General features: G+C 71.0%; 5 protein-coding genes. 3 read left to right on the top strand and 2 right to left on the bottom strand.

Annotated features, from left to right (window positions below):
• Window positions 1-84 precede the first annotated feature (84 nt).
• Window positions 85-9,939: a Tc toxin subunit A-related protein gene (locus tag ACZ7MX_RS23080; protein WP_472134900.1), complete on the top strand. Its 9,855-nt coding sequence runs from the start codon at window positions 85-87 to the stop codon at window positions 9,937-9,939.
• Between the two features lie 163 nt (window positions 9,940-10,102).
• Here the strand turns inward: ACZ7MX_RS23080 and ACZ7MX_RS23085 are convergent, their stop codons facing one another.
• Window positions 10,103-10,654, bottom strand: coding sequence for a GNAT family N-acetyltransferase (locus ACZ7MX_RS23085; protein WP_472134902.1), 552 nt, complete (start codon window positions 10,652-10,654; stop codon window positions 10,103-10,105).
• Between the two features lie 214 nt (window positions 10,655-10,868).
• Entirely contained in the window at window positions 10,869-11,036 is a 168-nt protein-coding gene (locus tag ACZ7MX_RS23090) for a hypothetical protein (RefSeq protein ID WP_472134904.1), read from the bottom strand.
• A 767-nt stretch (window positions 11,037-11,803) separates the two neighbouring features.
• On the opposite strand from ACZ7MX_RS23090, the gene ACZ7MX_RS23095 reads away from it, so the two are divergent.
• A complete protein-coding gene (locus ACZ7MX_RS23095) occupies window positions 11,804-13,927 on the top strand; it encodes a bifunctional polysaccharide deacetylase/glycosyltransferase family 2 protein (RefSeq protein ID WP_472134906.1) in 2,124 nt (707 codons plus the stop codon).
• Between the two features lie 84 nt (window positions 13,928-14,011).
• Window positions 14,012-15,418, top strand: a complete 1,407-nt coding sequence (locus ACZ7MX_RS23100) for an LCP family protein (RefSeq protein WP_472134908.1) — start codon at window positions 14,012-14,014, stop codon at window positions 15,416-15,418.
• The last annotated feature ends 45 nt before the right edge of the window (window positions 15,419-15,463 follow it).

Below are 15,463 nucleotides of genomic sequence, written 5' to 3' on the forward strand. Positions count from 1 at the left end.
ACGGGAAACAGCTGAAATCGGGGCGGAAGGGCGAAGATTGATATGCCGGATTTGTTGATCGTTCGGTTGCATCCGACGAAGCCCATGTCCGCGACGGATTTCCGGGCAGCCCTGGACAAGCTGACCGTGACCGCCTTCGACCTGACCTTCGCCGAGCCCGGGAAGGGCGTACGGATCGGCTCGGCGAAGGGGCTTGCCGTCACGCCCGCCGATGTCACCCGGCACGACGTGGACGTGACCACCACGGGGATCATCCAGCACTACCAGGACATCACCGGTGGCGGCCTGCCGCCCGTGACCACACGGCTCCAGGAGGCGATAGCCACCGCGGTGATCGTGGTGACGCCACCGGCGGGCCATCCGGAATACCCGACGGCCTCCTCGTACGACCTCCGGCTGGAGCTGACCCGCGACGGCGTCCCCATCGGCGACGGGGAGCTGGACTTCAACATCAAGGTCACCAGCGTGGGCACGCTGCCGGTGCTTCAGCCGGAGTACTTCGCGATGCCCGCGAGCGCCTACGCGGCGGTGCCGGCGACCTCGCCCGGCACGGACCAGGTCGAGCTGCCCAAGGACGGTACCCCGCCGAACTTCGCCGACCTGGTCACGAAGATCGACAAGGTGCTGGCGAAGGATCCCGGCACGGGTGGCTCCCTCGTGCAGCGCCCGCCGCTCAGCCCGGCACAGAGCCGGCAGGTGGCAGCCGAACTGACCTGGGACCGGCTGGTGTATCCACCGCCGGACCTGCCGCGCCCGCTCGGTGAGATGTACACCAGGCCGCCCGTGGCCGTCGGCCTCGACGTGCAGCAGGCGGAGAACGACCGGCAGCGGTTCGAGGCGGAACTGGCCGGCTATCACGCCACCGTCGACGCGAGGGCCGCACGGCTGGCCACCTTCGTCTTCGCCGCCTCGGCGGCCGTGCAGGGCGAACGGCTGGCCGCGGACGCCGACCGGGCGAGGCTCACCTTCCCGATCCTGACCGGCGCGGAGACCGGGGCCGCCGCGGTCACCTGTGTCCCCCAGGCCGGCTCGACCGCTCTGGACCCGACGTTCGCCGTGCCGGCGGCGTACCTGTACGCCCTCGGCGCGACACTGCCGATGACGGTCGATCCCGAACACCGCTACGACGCGGCCCGTTTCGGCGCCGAGGCGCAGTCCCTGGCACACCTGCGCATCGCGATCGAGAACGGCGTGGTCGCCGCGTCCGAGCCGCTGCTCACCCGGCCCGCCGAACCGGCAATCGGTCCGCATGCCGCGGCCCGCCGACTGCGCGCGCTGGGCTCGGTCACCACGTCGGAGCCGACCGTCGCGCTGGCACCGCCGGTGTTCGACGTGGTGCGGGCGTGGAGCACGCATCCCGGGGCCACGGAGACCATCGACGTGGGGTTCTGGGCCCCGACCGCGGCCGCGTCACCCGGGCCGTACCTGGAGCTGGTGCTGCGGGCGGTCACCGGCAACCACGCGCCGCTGGTGGTCGCGGTGGGGCAGCCGCCGCTCTCGGTCACCACGGTCGCCGGGCTGGTGGCGGTCACCGATGAGCAGTGGCGCACCCTCCTGCGGGACGATCCCGCACTGCTGCCGCCGTTCACCGAGCCGGGCACGGTATCGGAGCGGGCAGATGCCTTCGTCCGGCACCTGCGCAAGTTCTTCACCGTCCCCGTCACGCCCCCGACCGCCAAGGCGCCCGCCGCCGGTACCCTTCCGACGCTCGGCGTGTCCGCCTCGGACGTGTTCGCCCGCATGATCGCGGCGTACGGCGACCACGGCGGTGGCGCCTTCGTCTTCGGAGAGCCCCGGAACGACGCCGCGTTCGAGGCCGCGCTGGCCGACACCTTCGGCACGGACGTCGCGGCACAGCGCTGGCTGGAGCAGGCGGTCGCGGTGCTCGACGCGCTGCACGAACTGACCGCGTTCGCGGCCGCGGACGAACTGCGGTTCTCGCTGATGGAATCGCTGTACTCGGCCGGTTTCACCAGCACGTCGCAGCCGGCCGCGCTGCCGGCGGCCGATTTCGCCGCGGCGCTCGTCGGCACCGTCGCGCACCCGTTCGCCGCGCAGATCCAACAGGCCGCGGGGGGACCCGCCGATCCGGCCGGCCGGCCGGACGAGAGCTTCGCGCCGGTCAACCCGGACGGCACACTGACCGACTGCGTCCCGCCGGACCACCTGTCACCGTTCGGCCCGCCGCAGTACCTGCACGATCTGCTGCGGATCTCGGCCGAGTCGACCTGCGAGCACCCCACCACGCCGGTCAACGTGGCATCGATCGGCGAACTGCTCGCCGACCGCCGCGGCCCGCTCGGCGACCTGCGGGTGACGGCCGCCAACCTCGGCACGCCCCTGCCGGTGATCGACCTGGTGAACGAGAGTCTGGAGAAACTGGCGGGCGGCGGCGCGCAGGGCGCGGTGCACGACACCGCCGCGGACCGGCTCGCCGGGCACGCTCTGGGGCGGCCGCACGATCCGGCGACTCTGTTCGCCGTGGTGCCGGAGCACTCCTCACCGGCCACCGAGGCCCTGCCCCGGGCCCACCTCGACGCGTACGCCCTGCTGCGCAAGGATTTCACCACACCCGCCCTGCCTTACCACCAGCCCCTGGACGTGAACAGGTCCTACCTGTGTTTCCTGGGCACCAGCCGGTACGCCGCGATGCGCCGGTTCCGCAAGGAGATCACCGAGCTGGTCCTGGACCCGGCGCACGAGCCCGCCGGATTCCAGAGCCACCGGTGGCGCTACCCGGTCCGGCTGGAGATCGCCTGCGAGTATCTGGGCATCTCCGCCGAGGAGTACGACCTGCTCTATGCCCGGGACATCGCCCTCAAGAAGGCGAGGGGGCGGCTGAGCCTGTACGAGGTGTACGGGTTCACGAAGGAGTCCGTCGGCGAATCGTCCTGGACCGACACGGTGTTGCGGGTGCCCCAGTTCCTGGACCGCACCGGCCTGAGCTACTGCGAGTTCCTCGACCTGTGGCGCAGCGGTTTCGTTCCGTTCCGAAGCGCCGCGCCGGAGGGTGCGGCCTCGGAGTTTCCCGACTGCGAGCCGTGCTGTCTCGACGATCTGCGCATCAGGTTCACCGCTCCCACCGACCAGCAGGACCCGCGCGCCGCGTTGCGCAGGCTGATCGTTTTCATCCGGCTGTGGCGCCGGCTGGGCGAGGGCGCGGCGCCGGGGATCACCTTCGCGATGCTGCGTGATGTGTGCGAGGTGCTGCGGCTGTTCCATGGTTCGGCGATCAACGCGGACTTCTGCCGCCAGCTCGCGGCGCTGCTCATCCTGCACAAGGAACTGGGTCTCTCCCTCGTGGGCACCTATCGGGCCGACGCGGCGTCGCCGGCCGAGAGGCTGCCGCTGCTGGGGCTGTGGGCCACCGAGACCCCGGCCCCCGGGGCCGTCGAGCTCGTGCTGGAACGGATCGGCGATCTGGCACGGGCCCGCTACTCCTGCGGGGACCGGGAACCGCGCTTCGACAAGGCGCTCGCCGGAAACCTGACGGTGCTGTCCCGGCTGGCCGGGTTCGACCCCGACACCGCGAGCGACACCTGGTACGCGCTGCCCACGCACACGCTGCGGTTCGTGGAGGTCCTCGGCAAGATCTACGCCTCCGACTTCACCGTCGGCGAGATCATGTGGCTCTTCACCGTCGAAGAGCACCGCGACGGTGACGACCCGTTTGCTCTCCAGGACCGTAACGAGTCGGCCGACGATCCCCTGTCACTGCCCGAGCCGGCGGGATCGACCGGGTGCGACGAGGCGCAGACGCTGTGGGCGCTGCGGCGGTCCCTGCTGGCCGTGCACGTTTCCGAGGAGGACGCCGAAGCCTGGACGTGGCCCCGGATGACCGCGGCCCTGCGGGACGAGTTCGGCTACCTGCCGGCTTCGAGCGGACCCGACGCCTGGCAGGCGCTCGGGGAACACTTCTTCCCGTCCGTGCTGGAGCGGTGCGGCTGCCCGGTCGATGTGCGGGAGCGCCAGTACCGTACGCCGCTGGCGGCCGCGGACACCTCGCCCCTGATGTGGCGGCGGCCGCAGGAAGGGCCGTTCGGCTACGACAGCACCGCGCAGGAGCTGTGGACCTCGCTGCCGGTCTCCGACACCGAGGTGATCGAGGCGCTCAGCCACCTGCGGCCGCTGCGGGAGGCCGAGCGGGTCGCCGTGCGTCACCTGTACTTCGCGCCCCGGGCCGCGCTCGCCCCGTTCGCGGCGCTCTTCGACAACGCCGAGTCGGCCATCGACACCTTGGTCTCCGAACCCGACGAGCAGGCCAGGTTCGCCCATTTCCAGGCGGAGTTCGCTCGTTTCCACGCACGCTGCAAGGTGATCGTCGACCATCTGGCGGCACATGTGGCCGCGGTGAGCGGCTGCCCGGCCGACGCCGCCGCGGCAGCCACGGTGCTGCGCACCCTGTGGGCGGACGAGAACGCGGCGGCGACGCCGTGGGAGACCGACGACGGCAAGACTCCCGAGGTGACCTGGGCCCCGCTGCCCAGCGGTGGCGCGTTCGCCGCGCTGCTGGGCCTCGTCGGCACCGGCCTGCTCGGTGAACTGCACGACGGCGCGGGCAACCTGGTCTGGCGGGAGACCCGCGGCCCGGCCACCGCGTTCGGCCCCGTGCGCAATCACTACAACGCTCCCGTGCCCACCGTGTTGCCGGCGATGGACCTCACACCGAGCCCGGCCCAGTCCCGCCTGGTCGGCGTACGCAACGGGTTTGCCGTCCGGGAAGGGGACGCCGAGCCGCTCGGTGGCGCGAGTCCCTTCACCGTGTGCTGGACCGGTGCGCTTCTGGTGGACGAGGCGGGGGAGTACCACTTCCACGCCGGCGCGCCCACCGAGGGCGACACCGCACCGGATTTCGCCCGCGCCCGCGAGCACCGCTGGCGGGTCACCCTGGGGCGCGGCCAGAAGACCTGGATCATGCTGGACCACCACTGGGCCTCCGACGACGCGCCGGCGGCCACGTCCCGGGGCGTGCGGCTGCGCCGGGGCGCCTACCGGATCACGATCGAGTACGCCCAGTCCGATCCGGCTTTCGAGCGGGCCGAGGAGGTCTGTGCGGAGCACACCGGGTTCCAGCTGAAGTATCGCGGCCCGGACAGCGACGGTGTGCTGACGGAGATCGGCTTCGACCGGCTGTTCCGGGACGCCAAGAACGGGACGCTGGGCGACGGCCTGGTGGGGTCCGAGAGCCTGTACGCCTCGGGCGAGGCCGCCGCGCAGTACCTGGAACAGCGCTACGGCGCCACCCTGCGCGACATCCGCCGCACCTACCAGCGGGCGGTGAAGGCGGCACTGCTCGCCCGCAGGTTCGCGCTCTCCGCGACCATCGTGCCCGGCTACCGGCAATCCGAACTGGGCCACCTGATCACGCATCCGGAATCCTTCGCCGGCACGTCCTACCCCAGGACCGGGCCTTCGGCGTTCGGGGTGCACCACGCCTGGTTCGACTTCGACCTGCTGCCGGTGTCCGACCCGTACCCGCCGCAACCGGTGGGGGATCAGCGCACCGCGCCGAGCTCGCGCCGCCAGGCGGCACTCTTCGACTGGTGGGAAAGGCTCTTCGACCACAGCCTGCTGCGGGCGGAGACCGAGGCCGCCCGGGAGCGCCCGGTCTGGCTGCTCTTCGCCGATGTGCTGGAACAGCAGCCCGACGACCCGGCGCAGCTGCTGAGACATCTGGGCGTCGATCTGGCGCACTCGCCGCTGCTGCACACCTACTTCGCGACGCCACCGTATGCGCTCGACGCCGACGACCTCACCGATGAGCGGTGGGCGCTGCGGGTCTGGCAGGGCGAGAAATGGCTGACCCGGCTGCGCAGCCACTTCGCGTGCCCGTGGATCGGCGACGCCGTGCCGTGGAAGTGGGCCGCCGACGACCCCGGGGCGCCACCCGATTCAGGCAACGCGAACCTCACCCGGTTCGTGCGGGACGGCTGTTTCGAGAACGGCGAGCCGCTGCGCTACGAGGACCTGCGCGGGCTCAACGACGGCCTGCGGGAGCGGGCGAGGACGGCCCTGCTCGCGTACCTGTGCGGGATGGACCGGGTGCCGCTGCCATGGGCGCCGGGCACCTTCGCGACCGCGCCGAAGGACCTCTCGGACCTCATGCTCCAAGACGTCGAGACGGGCATCTGCCAGCGGATGAGCCGGATCGAGGAAGCCATCCGGACCGTGCAGGCATGCGTCCAGCGGGCCCGGCTCGGGCTCGAACCCACCCTGACACCGGGGCCGGAGTTCGTCCGGCTGTGGGAGAGGCGGCTCGCCACCTACCGGGTGTGGGAGGCATGCCGGCGCCGCGAGATCTACGGCGAGAACTGGATCGAGTGGGACGAGCTGAGCACCGCGCGGGAGTCGGAGGCGTTCGCGTTCCTGGAGTCCGAGCTGCGCCGGTCGACGCTGACCGTGCCGGTACCCGGCGGACTGGAATGGTGGCCGGGGCAACGGCCGCCGGAGCACCCCTCGCTGACCCTGCTGCAGGCCCGTGAACCCTCCGGAATGCAGCTGCGGCAACCGGCCCCGGAGGGGCTGGGGTTGCTGGGCTCGCCCGAGCGGGCCGCCCGTAACTCCTGGCTCGCGCCGGTACTCGGCCTCACCCCCGTCGTCCGCCCCCCGGACAACGACCGCCCCCGACGTGAAGGTGACACGCGCGACCGCCAGGAGGGATCCGAGGACAGCCACGGCGGACTTCCGCTGTGGCTGTCCGCCGCGGTCCGCCTGGGCACCCGGTTCGTCCGGGTCGCCGCCGCCGGGCTCCCGCCCGCAGGGACGCCCTTCGATGCCTGGCACGAGGAGACCACCTGCTGCGCGCAGTGCGGCGAGGAACGGCACCACGTCGACGAGTACTACTTCTGGCTCGCCGATTCCGCGTTCTACTCGGCGCAGGTCCAGCACGCGGATGTCGGCGCTCAGCCGGACCGGACCCACCGCGACACCTCCGACTGGCACCGGCCGGAGAAGCTGCCCGCGCTGCTGGACTGGGACGCCCAACCCATGGTGCATCTGTGCTGGAGCCGGGTGCGGCACGGCGAGTTCGACCCGCCGCGCCGGTCCAGTCAGGGCGTCGCGGTCACCGGGGAGACGGCCACCCTGAGGTTCTCCGGACGCACGGCGGATTCCCTGCGCTTCGAGGTGGTGGGCGCGGTCACTCCGGTGATCGGCCACGCCGACCCGACGCCACCGGGGTTCCGCTACGACCTGGCCGAGGACAACGCCGTACCCCTTCCGTTGGTCGAGACGCCGGACCCCGCGCCGAGCTTCCCCGGCGGGCTCGCCGCCTACCCCTACTTCGTCCACGTCGCCCCGGGGGCTCCGCTGCTGCCGCCCTCGCCGTTCAGCGTGGCGATGACGGTGGCCGGCGCGCTGCGCACCCACTGCCGGTACGAATCCGCGCTGAAGTGGTACGAGCTGGCGTACCAGCCGCAGGTCCGCGACAACACCTGGGCCTCCTGCGCCACGGACAACCAGCGACGCCGACGACGGCAGGACCTGCCGTGCTGTCCGAGTTCGCCCGTCTACGAGGGCCGGGCCAGGAACCGGGCGGTGCTGCTGGCCCACTTGGAGACCATGGTGCAGTGGGCCGAAGCCCACGCCTGCCGCAACACTGTGGAGGGCGCACAGCAAGCGGGCGTCCTCCTCGCCGCCGTACAGCGGATCCTGGGCGATCGCCCCACCGTGGTGCGGGCCCAGGACCACGTCGGCGAGTCCATGACGGTGGGCGGCCTCGTCCCCCGTCCCGCGCCGCTGAACCCGCGGCTGATCGCCCTGTACGACGGCACCGCGGACCGTATCGCCCTGATTCACCACTGTCTCAACCGCTACCGGCTTCCCCAGCGTGGTGCCTTCGGCGAGACCGGACTGTGGGAAGGGTGGCGGGAGACCGTCGAACAGTGCGCCGGTGACTGCGCGGAGGACTGCAAGTGCGGCGGCAGCCCGTACCGGTTCACCTTTCTGGTGGCCAAGGCCAACGAACTCTGCGGGGAGGTACGCCAATTGGGCGCGGCGCTGCTCGCGGCCTACGAGAAGGGCGACGGCGAAGCCCTGGCCGCGCTGCGCAACAATCACGAGCGGCAACTGCTCGACCTGACCCTGGAGATCAGGAAGAACCAGTGGCGGGAGGCCGACTGGCAGGTACAGGCGTTGGACAAGACCAAGGAGGGCGCGCTCGCCCGGCTGCGGTACTACCAGGAGCTGCTCGCCGGTGGGCTCAACGCGGGGGAGACCGGCTATGAGGCGCTGACCGGGGTGTCGATCGCGTCCCGGATCGCCGGCAACGTGCTGGAGGGCGTCGCGCAGGGCATCGGCATCAGCCCGGACATGTGGATCGGCATCGCGGGCATCGCGGGTACCCCGCTGGAGTTCAACCAACTCCCGGTCGGCAACAAGCTGGCCTCCGGCTTCTCCACCGCGGCACGGATCATGATGGCGATCGCGGACAACGCCAACACCAGCGCGGGTCTGAGCTCCACCGAGGGCGGCTGGGCCCGCAGGGAGCGGGAATGGCACCACCAGGTCGAGATCATCGGCATCGAGATCGAGCAGATCGAACGACAGATCCTGGCCGCCCACCGGCGACGTGACATCGCACTGCGCGAGCTGAACAATCACCAGCAGCAGATCGACCACAGCGCCGAGGTCTCCGACTTCCTCCGGGACAAATTCACCGGCACGCAGCTGTACCTGCACCTCCAGCGGGAGACCGCCGCGCTCTATCGCAGCCTGTACGAGGTGACGCTGCACACCTGCCGCCGAGCGCAACGCGCCTTCAACTACGAACGCGGCCACACAGCCCGCGCTTTCCTGCCCGAGGCGGGCTGGGACGGCCTGCACGAGGGCCTGCTGGCCGGCGAACGGTTGCAGTTGGCGGTGCGGCAGATGGAAGGTGCCTATCTCGACGCCAACTGCCGCGAGTACGAGCTGACCAAGCACCTCTCGATGCGCAAGGAGTTCCCGCTCGCCTTCCTGCATCTCCAGCATGCCGGCTGGGCCGAAATCGAGATCCCCGAGTGGCTGTTCGACCTCGACCACCCCGGGCACTACATGCGCCGGATCAAGAGCATGACGGTGACGATTCCCTGCGTGGTGGGCCCCTACACCGGTGTCCACGCCCGGTTGACTCTGCTGGCCAGCAGCACCCGGGTCGATCCCGCGCTCGTCGAGCCGCCGGCCGGATGCTGCTCCGGCCCGGACTCCGACGGCTACCGGACTGTCGGCGACGACCGGCGGGTGGTACGCACCTACGGCGCGACCGAGGCGATCGCCACGTCGAGCGGCCAGAACGACTCGGGCCTCTTCGAGCTGCGCTTCACCGACGAGCGGTACCTCCCCTTCGAGTTCGCCGGGGCCGTGAGCCGCTGGCGGATCGAGATGCCTCAGGAGAACAACCAGTTCGACTTCGACACGCTCGGAGACATCGTGCTGCACCTCAACTACACGGCAAGGGAGGGCGGTGACGTTCTGCGCAGGGCCGCGAGCACGGCCGCACGGCGGCATCTGCCGGGCGGCGGCATGCAGCTGTTCGACGTGCGGCACGACTTCCCCGACGACTGGCACCGTCTGACCGCGGCCACCGGTCCGCGGCAGTTGCCGCTCCAGTTGGGCCGGGAGCACTTCCCGTACCTCCCCGGTCATCAGGACCTGCGGGTCAACAGGCTCGGGTTGTTCATCGAGACCGCGGCCCACGAGGGCGTCGGCCGCTTCGCGGTGCGGTTCAGGACCGAGTACGAGGTGCCCCACGGGTGCGACGAGAACGGCCGGTGCGGCGGGCACGACATCACCTGCGTGACCAGTGCCGAATACCCCGGCTTGTTCCACGGCGAGCTGCACCTGCCGTTGGCGCCGCTGCGTCGCGCCCGCGATCGGGAGCTGGGAGAGTTCGCCCTCCCCGCCGAGATCGGCCGGGTCACCCGGATGTACCTCCTGTGCGGCTACGAAATCGTCCCGTGAACGAGCCCCGCGGGTCGACCCCCCTGACCCGTTTCGTGGCCCCTACCTCGGCCAGGAGGTAGCCGACCCCCGCCTCTTCCAGGGTGCGGCGCACTGCCAGCAGGCGGGGTCTACGCCGTGACCAGCGGCCACGGCAAGATGGTTGGTCTTCGCACACCGATGATCAGCGGTGGCCGCGGCCTTCCCGCAGCCGGTCCTCAGGCAAGGTCGCGCTGTCCGGCTGGCCCACCAGGTCGCGCTGATACCAGGTGCCTGGCTCACCGTTGAGGTGGGCCGGGTCGGCCGGGCCGACAGGGACGAACCCTGCTTTGGCCAGTACCTTCTGAGACGCGGCATTCCGGCGGGTCGTGGCTGCCCGCAACGTGCGCAGTCCGTGTTGGGCCCCGGCCAGCTGGCACAGCTCCCGGACGGTCGCGGTCGCGACGCCGCGGCCGGCGATGTGCTGCGCGACCCGGTAGCCGAGTTCCGCAGTGCGGTCCTCGATGTCGACCAGATTGAACCTGCCGAGTACCGAGCCGTCCTCGGCGACGAGCACGTGGAAGGCGCAGATGCCGGCCGCCTGCTCAGTCAGCAAGGCGTTGAACCGGTCGGCGAACCGGTCGAAGAAGTCGTCGCCGCGATCCGGGACCGAGGCAGCGAAGTAGGCGCGGTTCGCCAGCTCGAAGGCCAGGACCGCCGGGGCATGGCCGGCATGCAGCGGCTTCAGCTCGGGCATTGCCCGACCTTACCCAGACGGTCCGCTGAGGCCACCTGATTTTGCCGACAGCTCCAAGACCAGGGCGCATAGCGATCTACGACTGGAGTACTGGGCCAAGCGCTGAGAAGGCGCCCGGCGGGATGAGATATCCCACGCCAAGTGACCGGCAGTAGCCTCTTGACGAGCCGTCAGGGAACCTTCCGGGGACTCGGGACGCCGCGGTCGGGGCAGGTCACCACGGTCTCGAAGTTCCTTGCTCAGCACGGGGCAGGAGCGTGGTGGAGATCAGGCGCCAGGCAAGGAGGGAGCGCGTGGCGACGTCGAGCGTGAGGGTGATGTCGACGTTGTAGGTGTCGTTCCTTGCGAGGTCGAAGGCCAGAACGACCTGTTGCCGTGCCACCCGGGTGCCCGAGTAGGGTCGGGGGCTGCGTGACGGCTGACGGTTGCACCCTGGCCTCCCGGCCCTTGCGAGGGCGCGGGCGTACGTGGCCTTCCCGGCCCCACCCGGGAAGGGCGCATGGCATGCGCGCGTACGGGAACCTCCGGACGCGCCGGGCACCGGGATGCGGCTTCGACGTCTCACGGGCAGTACAGCGGACCCCCGGGTCCGTCCCCCACACACAAAGAGTCGCGCGTGCGCGGCCGCAGACCAGGAGCACCAGTGCAGGGCATCCCCCACATAGCCAGCACACCGCACGACGGACGATTGTCGTCCGTACCCCCTGCCCGCAGGGAGCCGTACCCGGCGCAGCACACGGGGCGGGACATGACACAGCGCATGCCGCACCGGAGCGTGCCTCGCGTGACCCCGGCGGCACGCCGTCCTCAGGCCGCAGAACCCCAACTCCCCATCTTCATCAGCCAGTCGGGCTGGCGCAGGGGGGCGCTGCAAGGTGTGGCGCTGGCCACGGGATGCGCCTGCCTCGGGTATCTGCTCTTCGTCGGCATGCTGATCACCGGGCTCCGGCAACCCGTCGGCACGCACCCGCCGAGTATGAACGGACTGGTGCCTTCGGGCCCGGGCACCGGCCAGTCGCAGCACGGTCACGGCGCACCGGCCCGAGCCGAGGCACACCGGCCGCCGGCCAGGGCCCACGTGGACCGCGAGGACCGCCACCGCCGCCCGCCGGCCGGCAGATCCGCCCCGTCGGCCGGAGGCCTGAAGCAGTGAGCCGGCAGTCCGGCGCCGTTCGGCGCCCGCCGCGCGGACATTGGCTCGTCCTCCTGCTGGTCCTCCTGGTGGTCGCCGTCACCCTCCTCTTCGAGGGCTGGACGACCCACCAGGTGGACGCCGCGCGCACCAAGCCGCCGTGCACCCGGCCGATCCCGCGCGAGGCGGACGACGGGAAGCCGCTGCTGCGGTTCGGCCCGAAGGGGGTCGCCACCGCGGCCATGCCGCCGGGGACCGTCGCGCTCACCTTCGACGGCGGGTTCGACCCGGTGTGGACGCCGCGTCTGCTCGATCTGCTGCACAGTCACCACGTGCGGGCGACCTTCTTCGTCTACGGGAAGGACGCGGCTCAGCACCCAGAGCTGATGCAGCGGCTCCTGCGCGAGGGGCACGAGATCGGCTCGTACACCTACAGCGGCGGCGACCTCGGTGTCGCTTCACCGCTGCGCGCGCGGCTTGAGCTGTCGCTCACCCAGAGCGCCCTCGCGGGTGCGGCCGGCATCAACACCACCCTGCTGCGGCTGCCGCACACCACGGCCGCGGACACGCTCTGCGGCGCGGAGTGGACGGCCGCGAAGCGCGCGGCGGCCCAGGGGTATCTGGTGGTCGCCTCGGACCACAAGGACCGCAAGCCGTGGCAGGGGGTGGTGACGCAGCACAGCCAGACCGACCTGGGCTACCACGAGGCCGAGGATCTTCTGCGGGACCGCAGTGTGAAACGGTTCACCACCGTCAGCGGCGGGCTGGCACGTCTTTCCTTCCTCGACGAGGTCCCGGTCGCCCAGAAGATCAAGGGTGAGGGCCTGATCTGGTCGCAGCGGCTCGGGCACGCCTTCCTCACGGTGATGGTGTGGACGCTGACCCTCACGGGCGTCCTCGGCGTCCTGCGGATGCTCCTGTTCGCGGTGTTCGCCCGGCTCCACGTGCGCCGGCTGCGCCGGTACCGGCCCGGCGCACCACGGCTGCGCGAAGTGCGGGACCCGGTGACGGTTCTGGTGCCCGCGTACAACGAGGAGGCCGGCATCGCCTCCACCGTGTACTCGCTGCTCGCGTCCACCCACCCGCACTTGCAGATCATCGTCATCGACGACGGTTCGACCGATGCGACCGCCGACATCGCGGAGGACATCGACGACCCGCGGGTGACGGTGATCCGGCAGCCCAACGGCGGCAAGCCCAGTGCCCTCAACACCGGCCTGGCGCACGCCAGGCACGACATCGTCGTCATGGTCGATGCGGACACCATCTTCGAACCCGCGGCGCTGGCCCGGCTGATCCAGCCGCTCGCCCACCCGGCGGTCGGTGCGGTCAGCGGCAACACCAAGGTCGGCAACCGGCGCCGCCTGCTCGGCAAATGGCAGCACCTGGAGTACGTCCTCGGCTTCAACCTCGACCGGCGGATGTTCGAGGTCCTGGAGTGCATGCCGACGGTGCCGGGGGCGATCGGTGCCTTCCGCAGGGACGCGCTGATGGGTGTCGGCGGCGTCAGCGACGAGACCCTGGCCGAGGACACCGACCTCACGATGGCGCTCTGGCGGGCCGGCTGGCGCGTCGTCTACGAGGAGTCGGCGGTTGCCTGGACCGAAGTGCCCAGCACCGTGCGGCAGTTGTGGCGCCAGCGCTACCGCTGGTGCTACGGCACCCTCCAGTCGATGTGGAAGCACCGTCACTCGGTGACGGAGGTCGGCCCCGCCGGACGCTTCGGCCGCCGCGTGATGCTCTACGTCACGCTGTTCCAGATCGTGCTGCCGCTGTGCGCACCGGTCGTGGACCTGTTCGCCCTCTTCGGGGCGCTGTTCCGCGACCCCGGGGAGGCCGCCCTCGTCTGGTTCGGCTTCCTCTCCGTCCAGTTGATCACCGCCGCGTACGCGCTGAGGCTCGACCGCGAACGGCTGCGCGTGCTGTGGGTGCTGCCGCTCCAGCAGTTCGTCTACCGGCAGTTGATGTACCTGGTGGTCATCCACTCCGTGACCACGGCGCTGCTCGGCACCCGCCTGAAGTGGCACAGCATGAAGCGCACCGGAACCGCCGACCCGTATCTCCTCGAAGCACCGTCCACAGACACCTCCGGAGATCCTCTTGAGGGGCTGCCCCCGCGGCGGACCCTGTCGTCGCAGTGAGGAGACAGAGGGGACGAAGGGACGGAGAGGAACCGGTGAGCGGCCGCGCGAGTCGGACCTCGGACATGACCAAGGGAGTTGACCATGAGAGACCCGCTTGACCAGCGGGCCGGACGTACCACACCCACAGGGGAGCAAGGCTGGCCCGGCGACGTCGGGAGTCGTCCCGTGCACCGGGGACCGGTGCGGGTGACGGGCGACCTGTGGCGCCCGGAGCCGGGGGGCGGGCGGGGGCCGTACGTCGATCCGGAGCTGTCCGCCGAGCCAGAGCTGTCCGCCGATCCGGAGCCGTACGCCGACCAGGCCCCGCACGCCGACCAGGTCCCGAACGCGACCCCGGAAGACACCGCCGCGCGTGAGCGGTTCGCCGAACGCCCCAGCTCGCGCTACGGGCCCCGGCGCGCCCACGCCCGGCAGCCGAAGAAGCGCAGGAGACTGCGGCGGGCGGTGCTCGTCCTGCTGGCCCCTGTGGTCGTCGTGGCGGGCGGCACGTACGGCTGGGCCGAGATCCGGCTCCAACGTGACGTCGACCTCGGGGCGTACGGGGACCGTCCGTCGCCGGGCGAGGGCACCAACTACCTCATCGTGGGCTCGGACAGCCGCGACGGGCTCTCCGATGACGATGTGAGAGGCCTGCACGCCGGCGGGGGCGGAGGGCGGCGCACCGACTCGATGATGCTGCTGCACACCGGGGCCCACGGAACCAGCATGGTCAGCCTGCCGCGCGACTCCTGGATCACCGTGCCCGGCCGCCTTGACACGTCGACAGGTAAGACGAAGCGGCCCGAGGGGGACAAGCTGAACGCCGCCTTCTCTTACGGCGGCCCCGAACTGCTGGTGCACACCATCGAGAAGAACACCGGGCTGCGCATCGACCACTATGCGGAGATCGGTTTCGCGGGGTTCGTGAACATCGTCGACGCCATCGGCGGTGTGCGGATGTGCCTGGACCGGGACATCAAGGACGAGAAGTCGGGCGCCGATCTGCGCAAGGGCTGTCACACCCTGAACGGCAAACAGGCGCTCGCCTTCGTCCGCGAGCGGCACCAGGAGAAGGAGGGCGACCTGGGCCGGTCGAAGAACCAGCAGAAGTTCCTGTCGACCCTCGCCCACCAGGCCGCCCGGCCCGACACCCTCTTCGACCCGATGGAGATCGGGCCGGCCGTGCAGGCCGGGCTCGACACGCTCATCGTCGACAAGGACATGAGCCTGCGCGATCTCAGCAGGATCTTCCGCGCCGTGCAGAGCGTCACGGGCGGACACGGCAAGCAGATCAACGTGCCGGTGTCCGGTATCGGTGTCCCCACGCCCAAGGGCAACGTCCTGAAGTGGGACGCTAGAAGGTCGGCCCGGCTCTTCAACGACCTGCGGCTCGACCGGCCGGTGACGGAGACGGGGAAGACGTCCCGCCACCGGCGCGGGGCGGTCCGCCGCGCGCCGTCACGCGACGACCGCCCGCAGCGGTTGGAGGAGCGACAGGCCAAACGGTGACAGCCGCAGCCCAGAGTTCGGGGAAGACGGGAGGGGCCATGGCCA

It is taken from the genome of Streptomyces sp. NPDC107765 (assembly GCF_055657085.1).

Excerpts from the sequence above, each read along its gene's own strand:
- ACZ7MX_RS23085 (WP_472134902.1), bottom strand. The coding sequence starts at position 10,654 with ATGCCCGAGCTGAAGCCGCTGCATGCCGGCCATGCCCCGGCGGTCCTG.
- ACZ7MX_RS23100 (WP_472134908.1), top strand. The coding sequence starts at position 14,012 with ATGAGAGACCCGCTTGACCAGCGGGCCGGACGTACCACACCCACAGGG.
- ACZ7MX_RS23080 (WP_472134900.1), top strand. The coding sequence starts at position 85 with ATGTCCGCGACGGATTTCCGGGCAGCCCTGGACAAGCTGACCGTGACC.